Here is a 22,357-nt window from a genome sequence, read left to right on the forward strand (position 1 = left end):
GCCTCGGATGTGTGATCATCAGTGCACATCCCCACCGAACCCAACCGGAGGCCCGCCGTGGTGACCATGCAGGACGTGGCCGACCGTGCCGGCGTCTCCCCCACGACCGTGTCGTTCGTCATCAACGGCACCAAGCCGGTCGCCCCCGCCACGCGGGAGCGTGTCGAGGGCGCGATGGCCGACCTCGGCTACCGCCGCAACGTGCTCGCCCGCGCGCTGGCCAGCCAACGCAGCCGGATCGTGGCGCTGGTGTTCCCAGCCCTGGAGCACCGCCTCAGCCCGGCGGCGCTCAGCATCGTCACCGCCGCCGCGTCCGCGGCCACCGAGCGCGGATTCAACGTCGTGCTGTGGCCCGTCACCGGCGCCGGCCAGCTCGAGGACTACGTCTCGGGCGGCCTGGTCGACGGCGTGCTGCTCATGGAGGTCACCGCCGACGACCCCCGCGTCCCCGTGCTGCAGCGCCGGGGGGTCCCGTTCGGGCTCATCGGTCGCACCGACGCACCCGACGCGCAGCCCTACGTCGACATGAACTTCGACGCGATGGTGGCCACGGGCCTCGAGCACCTCGTCGGGCTCGGCCACGCGCACGTCGCGCTGTTCCTGGGCGACCTCGGTGCGACGTCCTGGGCCGGGTACGGCCCGATCGCGCGCACCGAGGCGGCCTACCGCGCCGAGGTCGCCGCCCGCAGGCTCGACGCCGTCGTCGTCCGTGCCCCGCAGGACCCCCGCTCCGGCCACCGGGCCGCCGACGCCCTGCTGGCCGAGCATCCCGAGGTCACCGCGGTGCTGGCTCTCAACGAGACCGCGCTGCCCGGTTTCGTCAACGGGCTCGTCGCCGGCGGCCGGTCGGTCCCCGGCGACGTCTCGGTGCTCGGCGTGGCCACCTCCGCCGAGGCCATCTCCACCGCCGACCCGCCGGTCAGCGCCGTCGTCGCCCCCGGCCCCGAGCTGGGCCGGCGCAGCCTCGAGGCGCTCCTGGACCGTCTCGACGAGCCGTCCACCCCACCCCTGCAGCTCCTGCTCGCCGGCGACCTGACGCTGGCCGGCTCCACCGCGCCGCCGCGCTGACCCCCACCCGCACCGACGCAGCACCACGGAAGGTCCCGCATGAAGTTCACCGACGGTTTCTGGCACGCCCGCCGCGGCGTCGCCGTCCACTACGCCCGCGAGGTCGACCGCGTCGTCGCCCAGGACGGCGAGATCCGCGCGATCTCACCGACCAAGGTCGTGCGCCAGCGTGGCGACGTGCTCAACCTGCCGGTGCTCACCACGTCCGTCTCGGCCCCGATGGAGAACGTCGTCCGGGTCCGCCACACCCACCACAAGGGCGCGGGCGAGCCGTTCCGGTTCGAGGTCGCCGCTCCGGGCGCCGGCGAGGCCGCCGTCGCCGACGGCGAGGGCACGCTGACCTCGGGCGCGCTGAGCGCCCATCTGTCCGTCGGGAAGTCGTGGTCGCTCGACTTCCGTGCCGCGGGTCGCACCCTCACCCGCTCGGGCGGCAAGTCCGCCGCCTGGGTCGACGTCTCCCCCGGCGCGGCCGTCGACCACGGCACCGACCGCCTCGAGCGGGACGGACGCACGAGCTACCTGTTCGACCAGCTCGACCTCGGCGTCGGCGAGCTCGTCTACGGCCTGGGCGAGCGGTTCGGGCCCGTGATCAAGAACGGCCAGAGCGTCGACATCTGGAACGAGGACGGCGGCACCTCCAGCGAGCAGGCCTACAAGAACGTCCCCTTCTACCTGACCAACGCCGGCTACGGGGTCTTCGTCAACGACCCCGGGCACGTCTCGTTCGAGGTGGGCTCCGAGGCCGTCGAACGCGTGCAGTTCTCCGTGCCCGGCGAGACCCTCGACTACTACGTCATCTACGGTCCCGACCCGAAGTCGATCCTCGAGCGCTACACGGCACTGACCGGGCGCCCCGCCCGCGTCCCCGCCTGGTCCTACGGGCTGTGGCTCTCGACGTCCTTCACCACGGACTACGACGAGCAGACCGTCAGCTCGTTCATCGACGGCATGGCCGAGCGGGAGATCCCGCTGAGCCTGTTCCACTTCGACTGCTTCTGGATGCGCGAGTTCAACTGGTGCGACTTCGAGTGGGACGAGCGGGTCTTCCCCGACCCGGAGGGCATGCTGGCCCGGCTGCACGACCGCGGCCTGCGGGTGTGCGTCTGGATCAACCCCTACATCGCCCAGCAGTCGCCGCTCTTCGACGAGGGCATGGCCGCCGGCTACCTCGTCAAGAACCGCGACGGCTCCGTGTGGCAGTGGGACCGCTGGCAGGCGGGCATGGGCCTCGTGGACTTCACCAACCCCGACGCCACCGCCTGGTACCAGGACAAGCTGCGCCGCCTGGTCCGTCAGGGCGTGGACGCCTTCAAGACCGACTTCGGCGAACGCATCCCGGTCGACGTGCAGTACTTCGACGGGTCGGACCCGGAGCGGATGCACAACTACTACACGCACCTGTACAACCAGGCGGTGCACGAGGTGCTCGCCGAGGAACGGGGCGCCGGCGACGCGGTGCTGTTCGCCCGCTCGGCCACCGCCGGCGGTCAGCAGTTCCCCGTGCACTGGGGCGGCGACAACACCGCGTCGTACGTCTCGATGGCCGAGTCGCTGCGCGGCGGACTGTCCCTGGCCTACAGCGGGTTCGGCTACTGGAGCCACGACATCGGCGGCTTCGAGATGACGCCGGACGCCGGGGTCTTCAAGCGGTGGACGGCGTTCGGGCTGCTGTCCAGCCATTCGCGCATGCACGGCAGCGGCTCCTACCGCGTGCCGTGGATGTTCGACGAGGACGAGGCCGACCCCACCAGCGCCGTCGCGGTGACCCGCACGTTCGCGCGCTTCAAGAACCGGCTGGCCCCGTACCTCGTGGCTGCCGGCGAGGAGGCGCACCGCGCGGGCACGCCGACGATGCGTCCGATGCTGCTCGAGTTCCCCGACGACCTCACCGCCGCGCACCTTGACCGTCAGTACATGCTGGGCCAGGACCTGCTCGTCGCGCCGGTCTTCAGCGCTGAGGGCGATGTCGACCTGTACCTGCCGGCCGGCGAGTGGGTCGGGCTGCTGACAGGTGAGCGCGTCACCGGCGGACGGTGGGTTCGCGAGCACCACGACTACGACTCCGTGCCGCTCTACGTGCGCCCCGGTGCCGTCGTCCCGCTGAGCCGCCACGAGGACAGGCCGGACGCGGACCACCTGGACGGGCTCACCCTGCTCGTCCACGCCGGACCCGACGCCGACTGGTCGCGCACCGTGGAGGTGCTGAACCCCGAGGGCGAGCCGGTGTCCTTCACGGTGCGACGTGCCGGCGGCACGCTCGTGGCCGAGTCGGACCAGGCGTCCGGCTGGTCCCTGCAGGTCGTCGCCGGCGAGCCGGTCGCCGCCGCGCAGGGCCGGGCGGAGGTGCCGGCATGAGCCGCGTCCCCGCGGTCAGCGCCGCGCCCGACGTCCCCGCCTGGGTCGCCGGAGCAGTCTCCGACGCCGGTGCGCGCCTGGTCCCCGTCGGCCCGCAGACCGAAGGGCTGCTCTGGTTCGGGCCGCTGGGTGCGGCCGGCCTGGACGCGACGCTCTCGTCCGCGCCGGGCACCCGCTGGGTCCAGCTGCCGTCGGCCGGGGTCGACGCCTACCTCGACGCCGGGCTCCTGGACGAGGCCGTCACGTGGACCTCCGCCAAGGGCGCGTTCTCCGAGCCGGTCGCCGAGCACGCGCTCGCCCTGACGCTGGCCGCCCTGCGCCGGCTCCCCGAGCGGGCGCGGGCGCGTACCTGGGGCACCGAGGCGGGCGCGTCGCTGTACGACGCCCGGGTGCTGGTGCTCGGCGCGGGTGGCATCGCCCGATCGTTCCTCGAGCTGCTGGCGCCCTTCCGGACCACCAACGTCGTGGTACGCCGCCGGCCCGACCCGGTGCCGGGCGCGGACCGCGTCGTCACCGGCGAGCACCTGCTCGAGGAGCTCGCCCGGGCCGACGTCGTGGTGCTCGCCGCGGCGCTCACCTCGCAGACGCGCGCACTCGTCGGTGCCGAGGAGCTCGCCGCGCTGCGGCCGGGCGCCACTCTCGTCAACATCGCGCGCGGCGGCCTGGTCGACACCGAGGCGCTGGTCGCCGCGCTGCGCTCGGGGCAGGTCGGTGCAGCCGCCCTCGACGTGACCGACCCCGAGCCCCTGCCGGACGGCCACCCGTTGTGGGACCTGCCGAACGCGCTCGTGACCCCGCACACGGCGGACACCCCGGAGATGGTCGAGCCGCTGCTGCGGCACCGGGTCACCGTCAACCTGCGGCGTTTCGTCGCCGGCGAGCCGTTCGACGGCGTCGTCGACGTGGCGACGGGGTACTGACGGTGCCGGTCGACGTGCGCGGCGTCGTCGTCATGGGGGTCTCGGGCAGCGGGAAGTCGACGGTCGGGACGCTCCTGGCGTCACGCTGGGGTGCCCGCTTCGTCGACGGCGACGACCTGCACCCGCCCGCGAACGTCGCGCGGATGGCGGCGGGCCACCCACTGACGGACGCCGACCGGTCACCGTGGTTGCGACGCGTGGGCACCACGATCGCTGCGGCCGCGGACGACGGGCAGCTCGTCGTGACGGCGTGCTCCGCGCTGCGGCGTGTCTACCGGGACGAGCTGCGCCGCAGCGCGGGCGGCGACCTCGCGTTCGTCCACCTCACGGCGACGCGCGAGATCCTGGCCGAACGTGTCCTGGGCCGTCACGACCACTTCATGCCGCCGGCCCTGCTCGACTCCCAGCTCGCCACCCTGGAGCCGCTCCAGGACGACGAGACGGGTCTCGTGATCGACATCACCGAACCTCCCGACCTCGTGGTGGAGCGCGCCGCGGCCTGGCACCGCACGCGCCCCGCGACCGCCCGCTGAGTCAGGTCGCCCGGTCCGGGCGCGGAGCCGCCCGGCCCGCCAGGCGCAGGGCCTCGACGGCGAACCAGGTGTAGCCGACGGCGAACAACAACCGCTGTGCTGCTCCCTGCACGTCCGGCGCCGTCCACATGACGAGCGGGAGCACGACCGACGCCACGATCGCGACCGCGTCGAGCACCCGGACCGGTCCCGGGCGCGGCCCGCGCCGGATCCCGACGGCCAGCACGCCGATCACGAAGGCGAAGCCCATCGTCGTCGCGGCGACGCTGTGCAACGAGTCCTCCACCCGGTCCCACGGGGCGCTGTACCAGGGCCGGTGCGAGAACGCCCCGACCAGGACCATCGCCGTCCCGTACACGCCGTGCGCCGAGCGTCCCCACGGTCCCCACGTCTCGCGGGCGAGCGCGGCCTCGAGGAGCACCGCCAGGCCCAGCAGCACGAACCCGGTGCGCGCCACCCAGGCCCCGGGTACCTCCTGGCCACCGGCCTCGCTGACCGAGTGCCGCACCAGGTCGTACGTCTCCGGCACGGCGAGCGGCGCCAGCGCGACGCACGCGGCGCTCGCCGCCAGCAGCGCGACGACCACGGTCGCCGAGAGACGGTCCACGTCTGCACGATGCCACCGCGACGTCGGTTCGGCGCGTCAGCACCGCTGTCGCGGTCGTCACGATGCCTCCGGGCCGTCCGGTTCGTGCCGGTCGGTGACCTACCCTCAAGGTATGGCCACCTTCTCCTCCGTCACGCGTCCGCACGTCCTCTCGGCCATCGCCGAGCACGACGACCGCGGCCCCGTGGCGTTCCTCAAGCTCTACGGGTTCAGCCCGACCCCGGGCACCACCCTGCAGTTCGGTGGCACGACCTACGACGCGATGGCGATCCTCGCCGTCGCGCACCGGTACGCGACCGGCCGGGCCGCCCTGCCCGAGGAGATGGAGGGCGGCAAGGTCGCGGTCGGGGCGCTCCTGCGCAAGCACGGCTTCGAGGTGGACGGCAGCGGCGGTGCTCCCGCGCCGGTGCGGCGGTCGCCCCGGAGCGCCGCACGGGCCAGCAGGTCCGCGACGACGCAGGAGCCGGAGAAGCCGGCGCCGGTGTGCCCGACGTGCTACATGACGCTGCCCGCCACGGGGGTCTGCGACAGCTGCGGGTAGCCCTGGTCCCGGCCGTCCGTCAGGTGGTCGCGGTGGTGCTGCCCCGCAGGATCGACGACATCTTCCTGCCGCGGGCCACCTCGTCGACCAGCTTGTCCAGGTTGCGGATCCTCTGCATCAGCGGGTCCTGGGCGACCTGACACTGTCCCGGTCCGGTCCCGGACCGTCCGAGCTCCCGCCATGATGCTCCTCGCCCACCGAGGCGGTCGAACTCGTGAAGCAGCAGCGGCACCAGCTCCGGATCCGCCAGGGACCGGAAGTGTCCCGGCGTCGCGAGCCTGATGTTGCGCGCGCCGGGTCGTCACTCGTGCACGGAGGCCGCCACGAGCCAGGCGGTGAGCAGCACCACGACCACGAGCAGAGCGGTCTCGTGCCCGGCACCGCGCTGCAGCAGGCTGCCCGCCGCGTGCGCGCGCCGGGCACCGTGCCCGGGGGTCTCCAGCGACGGGACCACGCGGAAGTACTGGTGGGCGCCGACCGCCGCGACGACGGCGACGACGGCGACCTTGGCCAGCAGGAAGAGTCCCCAGCTGCTCTCCCAGAGCTGCGAGGGCCGGTCCAGGATCTCGAACGCGAGCAGGATCCCCGCGATACCCACGACGGCCACCGACAGGGCGGCCACCGTGGAGAACCGGCTGCCGAGGAGGCTCGCGTCGAGCGCACGGCCGTCCTGGCGGCGCCGGCGCAGGACGACGCCGATCATCACCACGCCGCCCGTCCAGGTGGCGGCCGCCGTCAGGTGCGCCACGTCGACGCTCACGACGAGCCACCACGGTGAGCCAGTGTTGCTGTGGCCGCCGAGGACCTGCCCGGCGGCCATCGCCAGGACGCCGAGAACGGCTGCCCAGGACCCGGCGAGGGTGCGCCAGGCCCCGACCAGGACCGCGGCGCCACCGACGGCCTGGAGCCCGAACACCCAGCCCGTGGGACCGGCGAGGGCGTCGCCGAGCGCCCCGGCCGAACCGACCGCCGTCACGTCGCCTCCGGCCACGACCACCGCCCGCGCCAGGACACGGACGGACAGGCCGACGAGGACGAGCAGCCCGGTCCACCGCACGGCACGCAGCACGACCGGGACGTCGCGCCGGTCCGGGCCCCGCATCACCAGGGCGGCGAACACCAGCCCGCCGGCCCCGACGAGCAGCCCCCAGAGCGCGGCGGCGTTGCCGAGCCGTGCGAGGACCCGGGCGAAGCCCTCGACACCCGGGTCCGCCGTCTGCTCAGGGTCCGACTGCTCGGTGTCCGTCTGCTCCGGGACCGGCGTCGGCGCGGACTCGTCCTGCGGTTGCGCCGGAGGAGAAGTCTCCTGCGTCGGCGTCGCGTCCCCTTCCTCGGTCGCCGCCGGCGCCGCACCCTCGACCGTGAAGGTGTACGTCCCCTCGAGCGGGTGGCCGTCCTGGGCCGCGACGCTCCAGGCCACCTCGTAGGACCCGTCCGTGAGCTCCGCGTCCGGTGTGGCGACGACCACCGCACCCTCGCGCTCCTGCGTCACGTCGACCTCCACCGTGCCGTCGGGTCCCTCCACCACGACGGTGTCGCCGAGCGGAGTGACCGGCCGGGTGAAGGTCAGCACCACCTCGCTCACGGGTCCCGCGGTGGTCGCACCGTCCGCAGGCTCGGCGGTGTCCAGGTCCGTGTGGGCCGAGGCAGAGGCCGCACCGAGGACCACCAGCAGGGTGGTGAGGAGGGCGACGGCGACCATTCGGAGCATGAGACCCGATCCTACGGGTGGCGGTCACCCGGATGCGGGCACCCGCGTCGCCTCCTGGCGTCGAACGGTCCCGGCGACGACGCACCGAGACCTACCCGGCGGAGATCGACCTCGACCACCGGGCTCATCGCGGCCGTCGTCGCCCGCGATGAGCTGACCCGCAACCAGGGCACCAACGACGAAGGCCCGGACCCACATCCGTGGGTCCGGGCCTCGCCGGTGTCCAGCGACATCAAACTGTCGGGCTGACAGGATTTGAACCTGCGACCCCTTGACCCCCAGTCAAGTGCGCTACCAAGCTGCGCCACAGCCCGTCCGGACCGCTCTCACGCCGGAGCGTGGGAACCAGTCCGGTTCGGCCCCGCAGGGCCGACCGAAATACTACCCCAGACCGGGCACTGCTCGTCCACCCACGACGGACGGTGTGTCCGGGCTCACCGGACGTCGGCGGTCACGGCTGGGCGGAGCGACCGGACGACGTGGGCGGTCGCGAGCGCCGCGGCGGTCGCCTCGTAGCCCTTGTCCTCGTGAGATCCTCGCAGCCCGGCACGGTCCAGGGCTTGCGCCTCGTCGTCGCACGTCAGGAGCCCGAAACCGACGGGCACGGTGTGGTCCAGCGCGACGCGGTTGAGGCCGTCGGTGGCGGCCGCGCACACGTAGTCGAAGTGCGGCGTACCGCCACGGATGACCACGCCCAGCGCGACGACGGCGTCGTACCCGGCCGCTGCCGCAGCCTGGGCCGCCACGGGCAGCTCGAACGAGCCCGGCACCCGCAGCACCTCCGGCTCCACGGAGTGGTCCGCGCAGGCGCGCCGCGCACCGTCGAGCAGGCCGTCCATGACCGTCCGGTGCCAGGAGGCGGCGATGACGACCACCCGCAGGTCCGAGCTGTCCACGGCGTGCGTGGCCGGAGCCCCCGCCCCGCTCACCGGACACCCTCGCGCGCCGTCGTCATGCCGTTCATCGTGTCTCCTTCAGGTTGGGGTCGAGGGTGAGGGTCGGTCCCTGGGAAGGGCTCGACCTCGGGTTCAAGGTTCGGCAGGTCGTGCCCCATGCGGTCGCGTTTGGTCCGCAGGTAGGCCACGTTGTCGGGCACCGGATGGATCGCCAGCGGAACCCGTTCGGCGACCGCCACTCCCCCGGCCCGCAGCCCGTCGACCTTGGCCGGGTTGTTGGTCAGCAGCCGCACCGACGGCACGCCCAGGTCACGCAGGACGTGCGCGGCCGCGGAGTACTCCCGGGAGTCGACGGGCAGCCCCTGGGCGAGGTTGGCGTCGATCGTGTCGTGCCCGCCGTCCTGCAGGCTGTAGGCGGTGAGCTTGGCGACCAGGCCGATGCCTCTCCCCTCGTGCCCGCGCAGGTAGACCACGACGCCGCGGCCGGCCTCCTGGACCGCGCGCAGGGAGGCGTCGAGCTGGGGTCCGCAGTCGCAGCGCAGCGACCCGAAGGCGTCGCCGGTGAGGCACTCGGAGTGCACCCGGGTCAGCACGGGCCCGCCGTCGTCGAGGTCCGCGAGCGGACCCGCGACCAGGGCGACGTGCTCGTCGCCGGTGATCCGGTCGCGATAGCCCACGGCAGTGAGCTCGCCGTGCCGGGTGGGCAGGCGGGTCACCGCGAGGCGGTCCACGAGCGACTCCGTGGCGCGCCGGTAGGCGGCCAGCTCCGCCACGCTGATCAGGGCCAGGTCGTGCCGGGCGGCGAACTCGCGCAGGGCGGGCCGGCGCATCATCGTGCCGTCGTCGTGGACGAGCTCGGCGAGCACCCCGGTGGTGCCGCGTCCGGCCAGTCTGGCCAGGTCGACGGCTGACTCCGTGTGTCCCTGGCGCTCCAGCACCCCGCCGTCGCGGGCCCGCAAGGGCAGGACGTGCCCCGGGCGGGTCAGGTCCGCCGGCACGGAGCCGGGCGCCGCGAGGACCCGGGCGGTGCGGGCCCGGTCGGCACCGGAGATGCCGGTGGTGACGCCCTCGGCGGCGTCGACCGTGACGGTGTACGCCGTGCGGAAGGCGTCGCGGTTGTCGGCGACCATGAGCGGCAGCGAGAGCCGGTCGAGGGTCGCACCGGCGGCGGCCACGCAGATCAGGCCGCTCGTGTGCCGCACGGTGAAGCCCATGAGCTCGGCGGTGGCGGCCTCGGCGGCGAAGACCAGGTCGCCCTCGTTCTCGCGGCTCTCGTCGTCGACGACGACGACGGCGCGTCCTGCGGCCACCTCCGCGAGGGCACGTTGGACGCGCTCGACGGTCCCGGGGGCGACGTCCGCGCCGCTCACGAGGACACCGCCGTCGTCGCCAGCAACCGTTCCACGTGTCGGGCCAGCACGTCCGTCTCCAGGTTCACCGGGTCGCCCACCGCCCAGGAACCGAGGGTCGTGCGGGCGAGCGTCTCGGGGATGAGGCTCACGGTGAACCGGTCCGTGCCCGCCTCGACGACGGTCAGGGAGACCCCGTCGACGGCGAGGGAACCCTTGGCCACGACGTAGCGGGCCAGGTCGGCGGGCAGCGAGATCTCCAGGACCTCCCACCGGTCGCCCGGCGTCCGGGCGACGACGGCACCGACGCCGTCGACGTGCCCCTGCACGATGTGCCCGCCGAGGCGGCCGGTGACGGGCAGCGCCGGCTCGAGGTTGACCCGGTCGCCGGGGACGAGCGTGCCCAGCGAGGTGCGCTGCAGCGTCTCGGCCATGAGGTCCGCGGTCCAGGTCTCGTCGTCGAAGGCCGCCACCGTCAGGCAGCAGCCGTTCACGGCGATCGAGTCGCCGAGACGCACGCCGTCCAGCACGCCGGTGGCGGCGACGGTCAGCCGCGACGCGTCGGCGGTGGTCTCCAGGGCGCGGACGGTGCCGAGCTCGGTCACGATGCCGGTGAACATCAGGACTCCTTCCGCGGCCGCAGGGTGAGCCGCACGTTCTTCTCGGACGGCGCCGGGCCGTCGGGGCTGTCAGGGCTGTCGGGGTCGCGGTCGGCGGTGACGACCGTGACGTCGGTGACGTCGAGGCGGGCCGCGCCGGTGATGGTGGTGATGCCGAGGTCGCCGACGACGGCGGGCCCGGCACCGAGCAGCACCGGGGCTACGTACGCCACGACCTCGTCGACGAGGCCCGCACGCCAGAACGCGGCGGCGAGCGTGGCACCGCCCTCCAGCAGGACGTGGCGGCGGTCGTGCTCCCACAGGGTCGCGAGCGCCTCCCGGGCGTCGCGGGTGCGCAGGTGCACCGTCTCGGTGCCGTCCGGGCCGGGCGCGGCGAGCCGTGCGCCCGCAGGGATGTCGCGCAGGCCCATGACCGCACGCAGCGGCTGCGCGACCGCCTCGGCACCGGTCGCACCGCGCACGGTGAGCGCCGGGTCGTCGGCGGCCACGGTGCCGGAGCCCACCAGCACGGTGTCCACCCGAGCGCGCAGCCGGTGGGCGTCGCGGCGGGCCGCGACCGAGGTGATCCACCGGGACGTGCCGTCCGGAGCGGCCGTGCGGCCGTCGAGGCTGGTGGCGATCTTCCACGTGACGACAGGGCGGCCGAGCTCCATCGCCGCCGTCCAGACCGGGTTGAGCTCGCGCGCCCGGGTCGGGAGCACGTCACCGACCACGTCGACGCCGGCCGCCCGGAGCACGTCCCCGCCGCCGGTGGCCACCGGGTTGGGGTCGCGCTGGGCGTAGACCACGCGCGCGACCCCGGCGTCGCGCAACGCCTGCGCGCAGGGCCCCGTGCGCCCGGTGTGGGTGCACGGTTCGAGGGTGACGACGGCGGTGGTGCCGCGCAGCCCGTGGGCCCCGACGGCGGCTCGCGCGTCGGCCAGCGCGACCGCCTCGGCGTGGGGTGTGCCCGCACCGCGGTGGTACCCCTCGGCGATCGTGGCGCCGTCGGCGTGGAGCAGGACGCACCCGACGCGGGGGTTCGGGCCGAGGACGAGGCCGTCGGTCGCCGCCAGCTCGAGGGCGCGCCGCAGCGCGGCGGCCTCGGCCGGTCTCACGGTGGGTGCCGCCGTGGCGGTGGTCATGTGCTGCCCCTGTCGTCCGGTCGCGGACCGCTGGGGCGTGCACGGCGTCGTCGCCGCGCGCCGGGCACACGGTGCAGCTGGGCACCGGGGTCGTGGACGGGTCCACGCCGGCGAGCGGGCGAAGGCGTCGCGTGCGTCTTCCCATCCGGACTTTGACCGTCGGTCCAGGAGTTCCACCTGGTCAACCGGTCACTGGCTGTGGCCGGGTCGCGGACTTTCACCGCCGGCTCGGATTTTCACCGACCCCAGAGCACGCGAGCTGTTGCTCGTTCGTCCTGCGACGATACCGCACCCGGGGCGACCGGCGGTGCGAGCCAGGTCACACGGGCGAGCGGCCGGAGCCGTCAGCGACGACGGCGCTTCTCGCGCACCCGCACGCTGATCGAGAGGGGCGAGCCCTCGAACCCGAAGGTCTCGCGCAGCCGGCGCTCGATGAACCGCCGGTAGCCGGCCTCGATGAAGCCGGTGGCGAACAGCACGAACCGCGGTGGGCGCGTCGAGGCCTGGGTGGCGAACAGGATGCGCGGCTGCTTGCCGCCGCGCACGGGGTGCGGGTGCTCGGCGACGAGCTCACCGAGGAATCCGTTGAGGCGACCCGTCGGGATGCGGGTGTCCCAGGAGTCGAGCGCGGTCTCGAGCGCCCGCACGAGCTTGTCGGTGTGCCACCCGGTCCGGGCGGAGACGTTGACCCGGGGCGCCCACGTGACCTGCACCAGGTCGCGTTCGATCTCGCGCTCGAGGTACGGGCGGCGGTCCTCGTCCATGAGGTCCCACTTGTTGTACGCGATGACGACGGCCCGGCCGGCGTCCACGGCCTGGGAGATCACCCTGGTGTCCTGCTCGGTCAGCGGCACCGCGGCGTCCACCAGGACGACCGCCACCTCCGCCTTCTCGATGGCGGCCTGCGTGCGCAGGGAGGCGTAGAAGTCGGCGCCGCTCGTCTGGTGCACGCGCCGACGGATGCCCGCGGTGTCGACGAACCAGTACGGGATGCCCTTGATCTCGACGAGCTCGTCGACCGGGTCGCGCGTCGTGCCGGCGGTCTCGTCGACCACGACACGCTCGGACCCCGCGATCTTGTTCAGCAGCGAGGACTTGCCCACGTTCGGGCGCCCGACCAGCGCGACCCGCCGCGGGCCCTCCGGGCGCAGCGTGCCGTGCTCGGAGTGCTCGGGGAGCGCGTCCAGGATGGCGTCCAACATGTCGCCGGTCCCCCGGCCGTGCAGTGCCGAGACGGGCATCGGCTCGCCGAGCCCGAGGGCCCACAGGTAGGCGGCGTCCGCCTCGCCGGCGGGACCGTCGACCTTGTTGGCGCACAGCACGACCGGCTTGCCGGAGCGTCGCAGCAGCTCGACGACCCGCTCGTCGCTGGCGGTGGCGCCCACCTGGGCGTCCACCACGAAGACGACGGCGTCGGCGAGCGAGATCGCGACCTCCGCCTGCTCGGCCACCTTCGACTCGATGCCCGCGACGTCGACCTCCCAGCCGCCGGTGTCGACGAGCGTGAAGTGCCGCCCGGACCACTCCGCCGGGTAGCTCACCCGGTCGCGTGTCACGCCCGGCGTGTCCTCGACCACGGCCTCGCGGCGGCCCAGGATGCGGTTGACGAGGGTCGACTTGCCGACGTTCGGCCGGCCGACGACGGCGAGCACCGGGAGCGCCCGCTCGGCCGGCGTCAGACCGTCCTCGTCCCACTCGTCGGCGAGCAGCAGGCGGTCGGACTCGTCGAGCTCGAAGTCCTCGAGCCCGGCGCGCAACGCGCGCTCGCGCGCCTCGTCGTCCTCGAGATCGCTGCCCTGCGGCCCGTCCCAGGACTCGGTGACGACGTTCGCGACGTCCTGGACGGGGCCGTCGGTGGCGTCGTCGGGCGTGGTCTCGGGGCCGTCGGCGGGGGTGGTCATGGAAGCCATTGTCCCAGGTGCCCGCCGGTCGGCGCGACGTCGCCGACGCCGCGGGGACGTGACGCGCGTCTCGCCACCGTCGACGTCCTGGCCGGCGTGGGCGGCCGGTGCGGGCCTGCCGGCGACCGTCAGACGGCGGTGCGCTCCACGACGGCAAGGACGGCGTCGACGGTCTGGTCCAGGTCCAGCTCGCTGGAGTCCACGGTCACGACGCCGTCGGCCGCCACGTGGAACGTGCTGACGGTCGAGTCGTCGCGGTCCCGGCGCAGCACCTGGTCGCGGGTGGCGTCGACCGCCGAGGCGTCCGCGGCTCCGTGCACCTCGAGCGACCGACGACGCAGGCGCGCCTCCTCGCTCGCGGTCAGCAGCACACGTGCGTCGGCGTCGGGGGCGACGACGGTGGTGATGTCACGCCCCTCCGCGACGATCCCCCGCCCGCCGGAGAAACCGCCGTCGGACTCGCGCGCGATGATCTCCCGTTGGCGGCGGCGCAGCTCGTCGCGGACCTGCAGGTTCGTCGCGACCTGCGACACAGCCGCGGTGACCTCCGTGGTCCGGATCGCCAGCGCGACGTCCTCGCCGTCGAGCGAGACGCCCGGGGCGGCGGGGTCGACGCCCATCTCGAGCGGCATGCCCCGCACCGCGACGGCCACGGCCTCCGTCCGGTCGAGCGCGACGTCGGTGCGCACGCACCACAGCGTCGCCGCCCGGTACATGGCCCCCGTGTCGAGGTAGGCCAGGCCGAGTCGGGCTGCGACAGCCTTGGAGACGCTGGACTTGCCGGACCCGGACGGGCCGTCGACGGCGATGGTGACCACAGGTGCTCGCTCTCGTTCGAGGGGGGGAGGACGGAGGGGAATCTACAGGTCGACGGCGCGCATCAGGGTGCCGAGCTCGGTGCGCCCGAGCACGCGCGAGCGGCCGACCTTCAGGTCCCCGAGGGCGATCGGGCCGATGCGGGTGCGCACCAGCCGCGACACCGGGAAGCCGACGGCGTCGAACATCCGCCGCACGATGCGGTTGCGCCCCTCGTGCAGCACCACCTCGAGCATGGTCTGCCCGGGCACCGCGTCGACGACGCGGACCTTGTCCATGCGTGCCAGCCCGTCGTCCAGCTCCACGCCGGAGGTGAGCTGCTTCATGACCCGCGGGTAGACCTCGCCTCCCTCGACCGTGACCAGGTAGGTCTTCGGGATCTCGTAGCGGGGGTGCGCGAGCCGGTTGCCCAGCTCACCATCGTTGGTCAGCAGCAGCAGGCCCTCGGAGTCCGCGTCCAGCCGACCGACGTGGAAGAGCCGCTCGGGGCGGTCCCTGACCAGCTCGGCCACCGTGGGGCGCCCGTCCGGGTCGCTCATCGCCGAGATCATGTCCAGCGGCTTGTTCACCGCCACGGTGATCTTGGAGGAGTCGAGCTGGACGGTCATGCCGTCCACGCGGACGACGGCCTTGTCGGGGTCGATGCGCACGCCCAGCTCCGTGACGATCTGGCCGTCGACCTCCACGCGGGCCTCGGAGATCAGGTCCTCGCACTTGCGTCGCGAACCGAGGCCGGCCTGGGCGAGCACCTTCTGCAGGCGCACCCCGTCGGCGACGTGGACGTCGACCGCCGGGGTCTGGGCGTTCTGCGACTGCTGAGGGCGACGGCGGCCGCCGCGGCGTGAGGTGGGCATGGACCCATTGTCGCAGGACTCAGTCCGTGAGGTCGCCGACCGCCTCGACGCCCGGCAGGTGCGGGGCCAGCGGGGGCAGGTCCTCCAGCGACGACCAGCCCATCCGGTCGAGGAACTCGCCCGTGGTGCCGAACAGCACAGCACCCGACAGGGGGTCCTGACCGACCTCGGCCACCAGCCCCCGGGCGAGCAGCGTGCGGACGACCCCGTCGACGTTGACCCCGCGCACCGCCGAGATCTGCCCGCGGGACACCGGCTGGCGGTAGGCCACCACGGCGAGCGTCTCCAGCGCGGCCTGGCTGAGCCGCGACGACTGCCCCTCCAGCACGAACCGGCCCACCACGTCGGCCTGCTCGGCGGACGAGTAGAAGCGCCAGCCCTCGGCCGCCCTGCGCAGCTCGAAGCCGCGCGGGCGACCGCCCGCCTCGCCGCGGTACTCGGCCGCGAGGTCCTCCAGCGTCCGGGCGACCTCCGCCGTCGGACGCCCGACAGCGGCCGCGAGCCGTTCGGCGGCGACCGGCGACTCGGCCACCATGAGGATCGCCTCCAGCGCCGCGGCGAGCCCGCCGGGCAGGTCCTCGACGTCGACCGGCTCGGGTCCGTCGGCCTCCTCCGGGCCGTTCGCGGCGCCGAGCAGGGTCCCCGTCGTCGTGTCCTGCGTCATACGGCTCCCTCCACGGCGCCCTCGAACTCTTCGAACTCCGCACCGACGTCGTCATCCTCGTCGCCCGTCCATCGCACCGTCAGCTCACCGAGCGCGGCCACCTGGTCGAAGGACACCTGGCCGTTGCGGAAGAGCTCCAGGAGCGCCAGGAAGCGGGCCACCACCACGAGCCGTTCCTCCCCGGCGGTGAGCGCACGGAACGTCGCCACGTGGTCGCGCCGCAGCCGCTGCGCGACGATCGCGGCCTGCTCGCGCACGCTCACGGCGGGTGCGTGCAGGTGGCTCAGACCGATCACCGGCGCCTGGCGCGGCTCGAGCGCCTTCGCCGCCAGCGCGGCGATCCGGTCGCCGTCGAGCGTCCAGACGAGCTCGGGCAGCATCGCGGCCAGGTGGCTCTCCATCGGCACCGCGCGGGGCACCCGGCGCCCCTCGGTCGCCAGCCGTTCGGCGAGTACGGCCGAGACCTCCTTGTAGGCGCGGTACTGGAGCAGACGGGCGAAGAGCAGGTCGCGGGCCTCGAGCAGCTCCAGGTCCTCGGCGTCCTCCTCGACCACGCCGGGCAGCAGCCGAGCGGCCTTGAGGTCCAGGAGCGTCGCCGCGACGACGAGGAACTCGCTCGCCACGCCCAGGTCCCACGACGGCCGCTCCTCCCCGCGGCCCGCCGCCTCCCGCGACGCCGTCTCCGCGGCCCGGATGTGGGCGACGAAGTCGTCCGTCACCGCGGCCAGCGCCACCTCGGTCACGTCCAGCTTGCGGGCCGTGATGAGGGACAGCAGCAGGTCGAACGGGCCGTCGAAGTTGTCGAGGTGGACCGTGAACGCGCCCGCTCGCGGTGCCTCGCGACGCTCCTCAGGCGGTGCGGCCACGGGCGACGAGCTCGCGGGCGAGCTGGCGGTAGGCCGCCGCGCCGCGGTGGGAGGGTGCGTAGGCGGTGATGGGCTCGGCCGCCACCGAGGCGTCGGGGAACTTCACCGTGCGCCCGATGACGGTGTGCAGCAGCGTGTCGCCGAACGCCTCGTGGACCCGTGCGACGACCTCGCGCGAGTGCAGGGTGCGCGAGTCGAACATCGTGGGCAGGATGCCGTCGACCTCGAGGTCGGGGTTGAGGCGGTCCTTGACCTTGTCGATCGTCTCGACCAGCAGGGCGACGCCGCGCAGCGCGAAGAACTCGCACTCCAGCGGGATGAGGACGCCGTGGGCGGCCGTCAGCGCGTTGACCGTGAGCAGCCCCAGGGACGGCTGGCAGTCGACGAGGATCACGTCGTAGTCGTCCAGCGCCGGGCGCAGCGCCCGCGACAGGATCGACTCGCGTGCGACCTCGCCGACGAGCTGGACCTCGGCGGCCGACAGGTCGATGTTCGCCGGCACCACGTCCAGGCCGTCGATCGCCGTCGGCCGCACGACGTCGGACAGCTCGACGTCCCGGTCCATGATGAGGTTGTAGACGCTCAGGTCGAGCTCGTGGGGGCTGATGCCCACCCCGACCGACGCGGCGCCCTGCGGGTCGAAGTCCACGAGCAGCACCCGGCGGCCGTACTCGGCCAGGGCCGCCCCGAGGTTGATGGTGGTCGTGGTCTTGCCGACCCCGCCCTTCTGGTTGCACATCGCGACGATCCTGGCCGGCCCGTGCGTGGTGCGCGGAGCCGGTTCCGGGAAGTCGGGCAGAGGTCGGCCGACCACGTCGGTGGCCGCGCCCTCCTGTGCCGCCTCGTGGCCCGGGATCCCGGGCAACGTGCTCTCGGCCGTCGCAGGCTGCGTCATCGTGTCGCTCCCCCCGGGTGCGTCGCTCACGTCCGTCACGCTACACCGGAGGTGTCCGGGGCATCGGTCCGGCGCGCGGCGCGGCGGACATCGACGCCCCTCGGCGCCGCGGCGCGCGCCCGGCGGCTACAGCGCCCGCGGATGGGTCGCGGCGTAGACCTCGCGCAACGCCTCGGGAGTCACCATCGTGTAGATCTGCGTCGTGGTCACCGAGGCATGGCCGAGCAGCTCCTGGACCACGCGCACGTCCGCGCCGCCCGCCAGCAGGTGCGTGGCGAAGGAGTGGCGCAGCGTGTGCGGCGAGACGTGCTCGGTCAGCCCTGCCCGGTCCGCCGCGCCCTGCAGCACCGCCCAGGCGCTCTGCCGCGACAGCCGGTCGCCGCGCGAGTTGAGGAACAACGCCGGGGTGCTGCGTCCGCGCCCGGCGCCCGCGGACGCCAGCGCCGGGCGTCCGCGCACCAGGTACGCGTCGACGGCGTCGCGGGCGTACGAGCCGACGGGCACCACCCGTTCCTTGCCGCCCTTGCCGAACAGCCGGACGACCGCGTCGGACCCGACGTCGTCGACGTCCAGCCCGACGACCTCGCTGATCCGTCCACCGGTGGAGTAGAGCAGCTCGAGCAGCGCCCGGTCGCGGAGCCCGGCCGGCGTGTCGCCCGCCGAGGCGGCGGCCAGCAGGCGGGCGACGTCGTCGATGCTCAGGGCGTGCGGCAGCCTGCGCGTCTGGGTGGGCGCGGACACCTCGGCCGCAGGGTCGTGGCCGGTCCATCCCTCCGCGAGGGCGAACCGGTGCCAGCCGCGCACGGCGGCCAGCGACCGGGCGGCGGACGACGCCGACAACGGCCTGCCGCCGTCGGACCCCTCGCGCACCGTCGTCAGGTAGGCGGCGACGTCGCGCTCGCCGACCTGGTCGAGCCCGGTGCGCCCGGTCACGGACAGGAACGTCGCGTAGCGCTCCAGGTCGCGCCGGTACGCGGCCACCGTGTTGGTGGACAGGCCGCGCTCGACCCGCAGGTGCGCGAGGTAGTCGCGCACCGCCGTGGCGAGGGCGGGGTGCAGCAGGTCGGCAGGAGCGCTCACGCGCCCATCATGCCGTCCTGATGCCCGCGCACGTCACCACGGCAGAAAGACGTCCACGGCGACGGCGACGAACAGCAGCGTCAGGTACGTGATCGAGGCGTGGAAGACCTTCATGGCACCGGGCCCGCTGCGGCCGCGTCCCTGCGCCTTGCGCAACATCGACACCGTGAGCCAGAGGAACCATCCGCCCAGGGCCGTCGCGACGACGGTGTACACCCACGTCATGCCGGCCAGCGGCACGAGAGCGAGCGAGCAGACGATCATCGCCACCGTGTGCCCGACCATCTCGGCGGCGACGCGGCGGTCGGAGGCGACCACGGGAAGCATCGGCACTCCGGCGTCGGCGTAGTCCTTCTTGAACTTCACCGACAGGGGCCAGTAGTGCGGCGGGGTCCAGAAGAAGATGACCCCGAACAGTGCGAGGGCCGCCCAGCTGAGCGACTCGGTGACGGCCGCCCAGCCGATGAACACGGGCATGCAGCCGGCGATGCCGCCCCACACGATGTTCTGCGAGGTCCGGCGCTTGAGGATCATCGTGTAGCCGACCACGTAGATCGCGATCGCCGCGAAGGTCAGCCACGCGGCAGGGACGTTGACCAGCCACGCGAACCACACCAGCGACACGACGCCCAGCGCCGTGGCGAAGATGAGCGCCTGCCGCGGCGCGATCTCCCCGGTGACGAGCGGGCGGCGCTTGGTGCGGTTCATCACCTCGTCGATGTCGCGGTCGAGGTAGCAGTTGAAGGCGTTGGCCGATCCGGCCGCGAGCGCCCCGCCGACCAGGGTCTTGACGACCAGCCACAGATCGGGCAGGCCGCCCTCGGCGAGGATCATCGTGGGGACGGTGGTCACCAGCAGCAGCTCGATGATCCGCGGCTTGGTGAGCGCCACGTACGCGCCCGCGCGGTCCCGCCAGCCGCTGCTCCGGTCATCCGCCCCGCGGCGCGCGGCGGCGCGGGGCGAGGGCGACGAGGCGGACGTCGTGCGGCTCGGGGTGCTCACGCGCGTGGTGCTTCCGTTCGCGAGGGGGGTCGGGCAGGGCGGCTCCATCCTACGACGACGTGCAGGATCCCTCGTCCGCACCGGATCCCGACGGCCTGTGAGATAAGCCCGTGCCCGGGTCTGTCCCGGGGTCGGCCCGGCTCACATGGTGGGACGGTCCTGAGGCGTGGACGCACCGGCGCGCCGTCCCCGCTAGTGTGGAGACGCACACCGCAGGGCACTGGTGCCGTCGTGCGCACCGGTCCGTCCGCTGCGCCGGCGACCGTCCTCGCCGCCACGGCGAGGCCTGCCGCGCCCGGCCACAGCAGCAGAGCACCCGGGGCATCGCCTCGGGCAGGAAAGAGGCATACGTGAACGCGTTCGACCCCGCACTGTCGCCGCTCGAGTGGAACGAACTCGATGCGCGCGCGGTCAAGTCCATCAAGGCGCTCGCCGCCGACGCCGTCGAGAAGTGCGGTTCGGGTCACCCCGGGACGGCGATCTCGCTCGCGCCGGCCGCGTACCTGCTGTTCCAGAAGACGATGCGTCACGACCCCAGCGATCCCGCCTGGGTGGGTCGCGACCGGTTCGTGCTGTCGGCGGGGCACTCGTCGCTGACGCTGTACCTGCAGCTCTTCCTGGCCGGCTACGGCATGGAGATGGACGACATCGCCGCGCTGCGCACCTGGGACTCCCAGACCCCTGGCCACCCGGAGTACGGCCACACCCCCGGCGTCGAGATCACGACCGGACCGCTCGGTCAGGGTCTGGCCTCCGCCGTCGGCATGGCCTACGCGTCGCGTCGCGAGCGGGGCCTGCTGGACCCGGACGCCGCGCCCGGCACCTCGCCGTTCGACCACCACGTGTACGTCGTCGCCTCCGACGGCGACCTGCAGGAGGGCGTGACCTCCGAGGCCTCGTCGCTGGCGGGCACGCAGCAGCTCGGCAACCTCGTGGTGATCTGGGACGACAACAAGATCTCCATCGAGGACGACACCGAGATCGCCTTCACCGAGGACGTGCTGGCCCGCTACGCCGCCTACGGCTGGCACACCCAGCGCGTGGACTTCACGCAGGGCGGCACCGGCTACGCCGAGGACACGGACGCGCTCGCCGCGGCGCTGGACGCGGCCAAGGCCGAGACCGGCAAGCCGTCGATCATCGCGCTGCGCACCATCATCGGCTGGCCCGCCCCCACCAAGCAGAACACCGGTGGCATCCACGGCTCGGCCATGGGCGCCGACGAGGTCGCCGGCATGAAGACCGCGCTCGGGCTCGACCCGGAGAAGACCTTCCACATCGACGACGAGGTGCTCGCGTACACGCGTGCCGTCGCGGAGCGCCAGGCCGACGAGCGAGCCGCATGGGACACGGCGTTCGCGGCGTGGAAGACGGCGAGCCCCGAGCACGCCGCTCTCCTGGAGCGCCTCACGGCCGGCGAGTTCCCGGAGGGCTGGACGGACGCACTGCCAGAGTTCGAGGAGTCCACCAAGGGCATCGCGACGCGCGCCGCGTCCGGCAAGGTGCTCTCCGCCCTCGCCGACGTGCTCCCGGAGCTGTGGGGCGGGTCCGCCGACCTGGCCGGCTCGAACAACACCACGATGGACGGCGCGGCGTCGTTCGTCCCGGTCGAGCACGCCACCAAGAAGTTCCCGGGCGACCCGTACGGCCGCACGCTGCACTTCGGCATCCGTGAGCACGCCATGGGCTCGATCCTCAACGGCATCGTCCTGCACGGCCTGACCCGTCCCTACGGCGGCACGTTCCTGCAGTTCTCGGACTACATGCGCGCGTCCGTGCGTCTGGCCGCACTCATGGGGATCCCGTCGACGTTCGTCTGGACGCACGACTCGATCGGTCTCGGCGAGGACGGCCCGACCCACCAGCCAGTCGAGCACCTGGCCGCGCTGCGCGCCATCCCGGGGCTCGACGTCGTCCGTCCCGCGGACGCCAACGAGACCGCCTGGGCCTGGCGGGGCATCCTCGAGGACCGCGACCACCCGGCGGGGCTCGTGCTGACCCGTCAGGGCGTGCCGACGTTCCCGCGCGGCACGGAGGGCTTCGCCGGTGCCGAGGGCACCCTGCGCGGCGCCTACACGCTCCTGGACACGGACGGCACGCCGGACGTCATCCTGGTGGGCACCGGCTCCGAGGTGCAGCTCGCCGTCGAGGCGCGCGAGCTCCTCGCCGCCGACGGCATCGCCGCCCGCGTGGTGTCGATGCCGAGCCGCGAGTGGTTCGACCGTCAGGACGCCGAGTACCGCCGGTCGGTCCTGCCGACCGGTGTGAAGGCACGCGTGTCGGTCGAGGCGGGCGTGGCCCAGGGGTGGCGCGACATCGTCGGCGACGCCGGTCGCAGCGTCTCGCTGGAGCACTACGGCGCGTCGGCGGACTACCAGACGCTGTACCGCGAGTTCGGCATCACGGCCGAGGCCGTGGCCGCCGCCGCCCGCGAGTCCGTCACGGAGGCCCGCGGCGAGTGAGAACCCCGGCGACGGCGGCCGACAGGCGTCGGCCGCCGTCGTCGCCCACCATGTGACGAGCACGGTGGTGAAGCCACCGGTGTCGAGGCAGGA

Annotated in this window: 20 protein-coding genes, 1 tRNA gene, 1 pseudogene and 1 riboswitch; of the genes and pseudogenes, 6 read left to right on the plus strand and 16 right to left on the minus strand. The window is 73.7% G+C overall.

Annotation, left to right across the window (positions count from 1 at the left end; genetic code table 11):
• The first annotated feature begins 66 nt into the window (after positions 1-66).
• The 4 genes from AC3RJ8_RS09020 to AC3RJ8_RS09035 are packed head-to-tail and all read left to right on the plus strand — an operon-like array spanning position 67 to position 4,876.
• On the plus strand, positions 67-1,068 hold the full coding sequence (locus AC3RJ8_RS09020; RefSeq protein ID WP_489715606.1) for a LacI family DNA-binding transcriptional regulator: 1,002 nt from the start codon (positions 67-69) through the stop codon (positions 1,066-1,068).
• A gap of 39 nt (positions 1,069-1,107) precedes the next feature.
• Positions 1,108-3,423 carry an alpha-xylosidase gene (gene yicI / locus AC3RJ8_RS09025; protein WP_489712319.1) on the plus strand — a complete coding sequence of 772 codons (2,316 nt, stop codon included), beginning with the start codon at positions 1,108-1,110 and terminating at the stop codon, positions 3,421-3,423.
• Complete coding sequence (locus AC3RJ8_RS09030; RefSeq protein WP_489712320.1) at positions 3,420-4,343, plus strand: D-isomer specific 2-hydroxyacid dehydrogenase family protein; 924 nt, start codon at positions 3,420-3,422, stop codon at positions 4,341-4,343. The genes yicI and AC3RJ8_RS09030 overlap by 4 nt, the downstream gene beginning before the upstream one ends.
• A gap of 2 nt (positions 4,344-4,345) precedes the next feature.
• Complete coding sequence (locus tag AC3RJ8_RS09035; protein ID WP_489712321.1) at positions 4,346-4,876, plus strand: gluconokinase; 531 nt, start codon at positions 4,346-4,348, stop codon at positions 4,874-4,876.
• A gap of 1 nt (position 4,877) precedes the next feature.
• Here the strand turns inward: AC3RJ8_RS09035 and AC3RJ8_RS09040 are convergent, their stop codons facing one another.
• Complete coding sequence (locus tag AC3RJ8_RS09040) at positions 4,878-5,483, minus strand: DUF998 domain-containing protein (protein WP_489712322.1); 606 nt, start codon at positions 5,481-5,483, stop codon at positions 4,878-4,880.
• Positions 5,484-5,595: 112 nt separating this feature from the next.
• On the opposite strand from AC3RJ8_RS09040, the gene AC3RJ8_RS09045 reads away from it, so the two are divergent.
• Positions 5,596-6,024 carry a ScoMcrA-related endonuclease gene (locus tag AC3RJ8_RS09045; RefSeq protein ID WP_489712323.1) on the plus strand — a complete coding sequence of 143 codons (429 nt, stop codon included), beginning with the start codon at positions 5,596-5,598 and terminating at the stop codon, positions 6,022-6,024.
• A 19-nt stretch (positions 6,025-6,043) separates the two neighbouring features.
• On the opposite strand, the pseudogene AC3RJ8_RS09050 reads toward AC3RJ8_RS09045, so the two are convergent.
• From AC3RJ8_RS09050 to AC3RJ8_RS09120, 15 genes and pseudogenes are all read right to left on the minus strand, one after another.
• Positions 6,044-6,154: pseudogene (locus AC3RJ8_RS09050) on the minus strand (DUF2200 family protein); the annotation flags it as partial.
• A 171-nt stretch (positions 6,155-6,325) separates the two neighbouring features.
• Complete coding sequence (locus AC3RJ8_RS09055) at positions 6,326-7,735, minus strand: copper resistance CopC/CopD family protein (protein WP_489712324.1); 1,410 nt, start codon at positions 7,733-7,735, stop codon at positions 6,326-6,328.
• A gap of 240 nt (positions 7,736-7,975) precedes the next feature.
• Positions 7,976-8,049 (minus strand) — tRNA-Pro (locus AC3RJ8_RS09060).
• Between the two features lie 120 nt (positions 8,050-8,169).
• Positions 8,170-8,664, minus strand: a complete 495-nt coding sequence (gene ribH, locus AC3RJ8_RS09065) for a 6,7-dimethyl-8-ribityllumazine synthase (RefSeq protein WP_489712325.1) — start codon at positions 8,662-8,664, stop codon at positions 8,170-8,172.
• Positions 8,661-10,001: a bifunctional 3,4-dihydroxy-2-butanone-4-phosphate synthase/GTP cyclohydrolase II gene (locus AC3RJ8_RS09070; protein WP_489712326.1), complete on the minus strand. Its 1,341-nt coding sequence runs from the start codon at positions 9,999-10,001 to the stop codon at positions 8,661-8,663. Before AC3RJ8_RS09070 ends, ribH begins: the two co-directional genes overlap by 4 nt.
• Positions 9,998-10,600: a riboflavin synthase gene (locus tag AC3RJ8_RS09075; protein WP_489712327.1), complete on the minus strand. Its 603-nt coding sequence runs from the start codon at positions 10,598-10,600 to the stop codon at positions 9,998-10,000. The genes AC3RJ8_RS09070 and AC3RJ8_RS09075 overlap by 4 nt, the downstream gene beginning before the upstream one ends.
• A complete protein-coding gene (gene ribD, locus AC3RJ8_RS09080) occupies positions 10,600-11,724 on the minus strand; it encodes a bifunctional diaminohydroxyphosphoribosylaminopyrimidine deaminase/5-amino-6-(5-phosphoribosylamino)uracil reductase RibD (RefSeq protein ID WP_489712328.1) in 1,125 nt (374 codons plus the stop codon). The genes AC3RJ8_RS09075 and ribD overlap by 1 nt, the downstream gene beginning before the upstream one ends.
• Before the next feature lie 127 nt (positions 11,725-11,851).
• Positions 11,852-11,982, minus strand: a riboswitch (FMN riboswitch).
• Between the two features lie 86 nt (positions 11,983-12,068).
• The gene (gene der / locus AC3RJ8_RS09085) at positions 12,069-13,634 is read right to left on the minus strand and encodes a ribosome biogenesis GTPase Der (protein ID WP_489712329.1); all 1,566 of its coding nucleotides are present in this window, start codon (positions 13,632-13,634) and stop codon (positions 12,069-12,071) included.
• A gap of 119 nt (positions 13,635-13,753) precedes the next feature.
• Positions 13,754-14,443, minus strand: a complete 690-nt coding sequence (cmk, locus tag AC3RJ8_RS09090) for a (d)CMP kinase (RefSeq protein ID WP_489712330.1) — start codon at positions 14,441-14,443, stop codon at positions 13,754-13,756.
• Between the two features lie 42 nt (positions 14,444-14,485).
• On the minus strand, positions 14,486-15,295 hold the full coding sequence (locus AC3RJ8_RS09095; RefSeq protein WP_489712331.1) for a pseudouridine synthase: 810 nt from the start codon (positions 15,293-15,295) through the stop codon (positions 14,486-14,488).
• A 19-nt stretch (positions 15,296-15,314) separates the two neighbouring features.
• Positions 15,315-15,959: an SMC-Scp complex subunit ScpB gene (scpB, locus tag AC3RJ8_RS09100; protein ID WP_489712332.1), complete on the minus strand. Its 645-nt coding sequence runs from the start codon at positions 15,957-15,959 to the stop codon at positions 15,315-15,317.
• A complete protein-coding gene (locus tag AC3RJ8_RS09105) occupies positions 15,956-16,825 on the minus strand; it encodes a segregation and condensation protein A (protein ID WP_489712333.1) in 870 nt (289 codons plus the stop codon). Before AC3RJ8_RS09105 ends, scpB begins: the two co-directional genes overlap by 4 nt.
• Positions 16,809-17,759: a ParA family protein gene (locus AC3RJ8_RS09110; RefSeq protein ID WP_489712334.1), complete on the minus strand. Its 951-nt coding sequence runs from the start codon at positions 17,757-17,759 to the stop codon at positions 16,809-16,811. Before AC3RJ8_RS09110 ends, AC3RJ8_RS09105 begins: the two co-directional genes overlap by 17 nt.
• A gap of 87 nt (positions 17,760-17,846) precedes the next feature.
• Complete coding sequence (gene xerD / locus AC3RJ8_RS09115) at positions 17,847-18,800, minus strand: site-specific tyrosine recombinase XerD (protein ID WP_489712335.1); 954 nt, start codon at positions 18,798-18,800, stop codon at positions 17,847-17,849.
• A 33-nt stretch (positions 18,801-18,833) separates the two neighbouring features.
• Positions 18,834-19,802, minus strand: coding sequence for a heme o synthase (locus tag AC3RJ8_RS09120; protein WP_489712336.1), 969 nt, complete (start codon positions 19,800-19,802; stop codon positions 18,834-18,836).
• 350 nt (positions 19,803-20,152) lie between these two features.
• Here AC3RJ8_RS09120 and tkt point away from each other — a divergent pair, with 350 nt between their 5' ends.
• On the plus strand, positions 20,153-22,264 hold the full coding sequence (gene tkt, locus AC3RJ8_RS09125; RefSeq protein WP_489712337.1) for a transketolase: 2,112 nt from the start codon (positions 20,153-20,155) through the stop codon (positions 22,262-22,264).
• Positions 22,265-22,357: the final 93 nt, after the last annotated feature.

Source organism: Isoptericola sp. MSGPD8_1_ISO-PGPR-S23-394 (assembly GCF_058072785.1).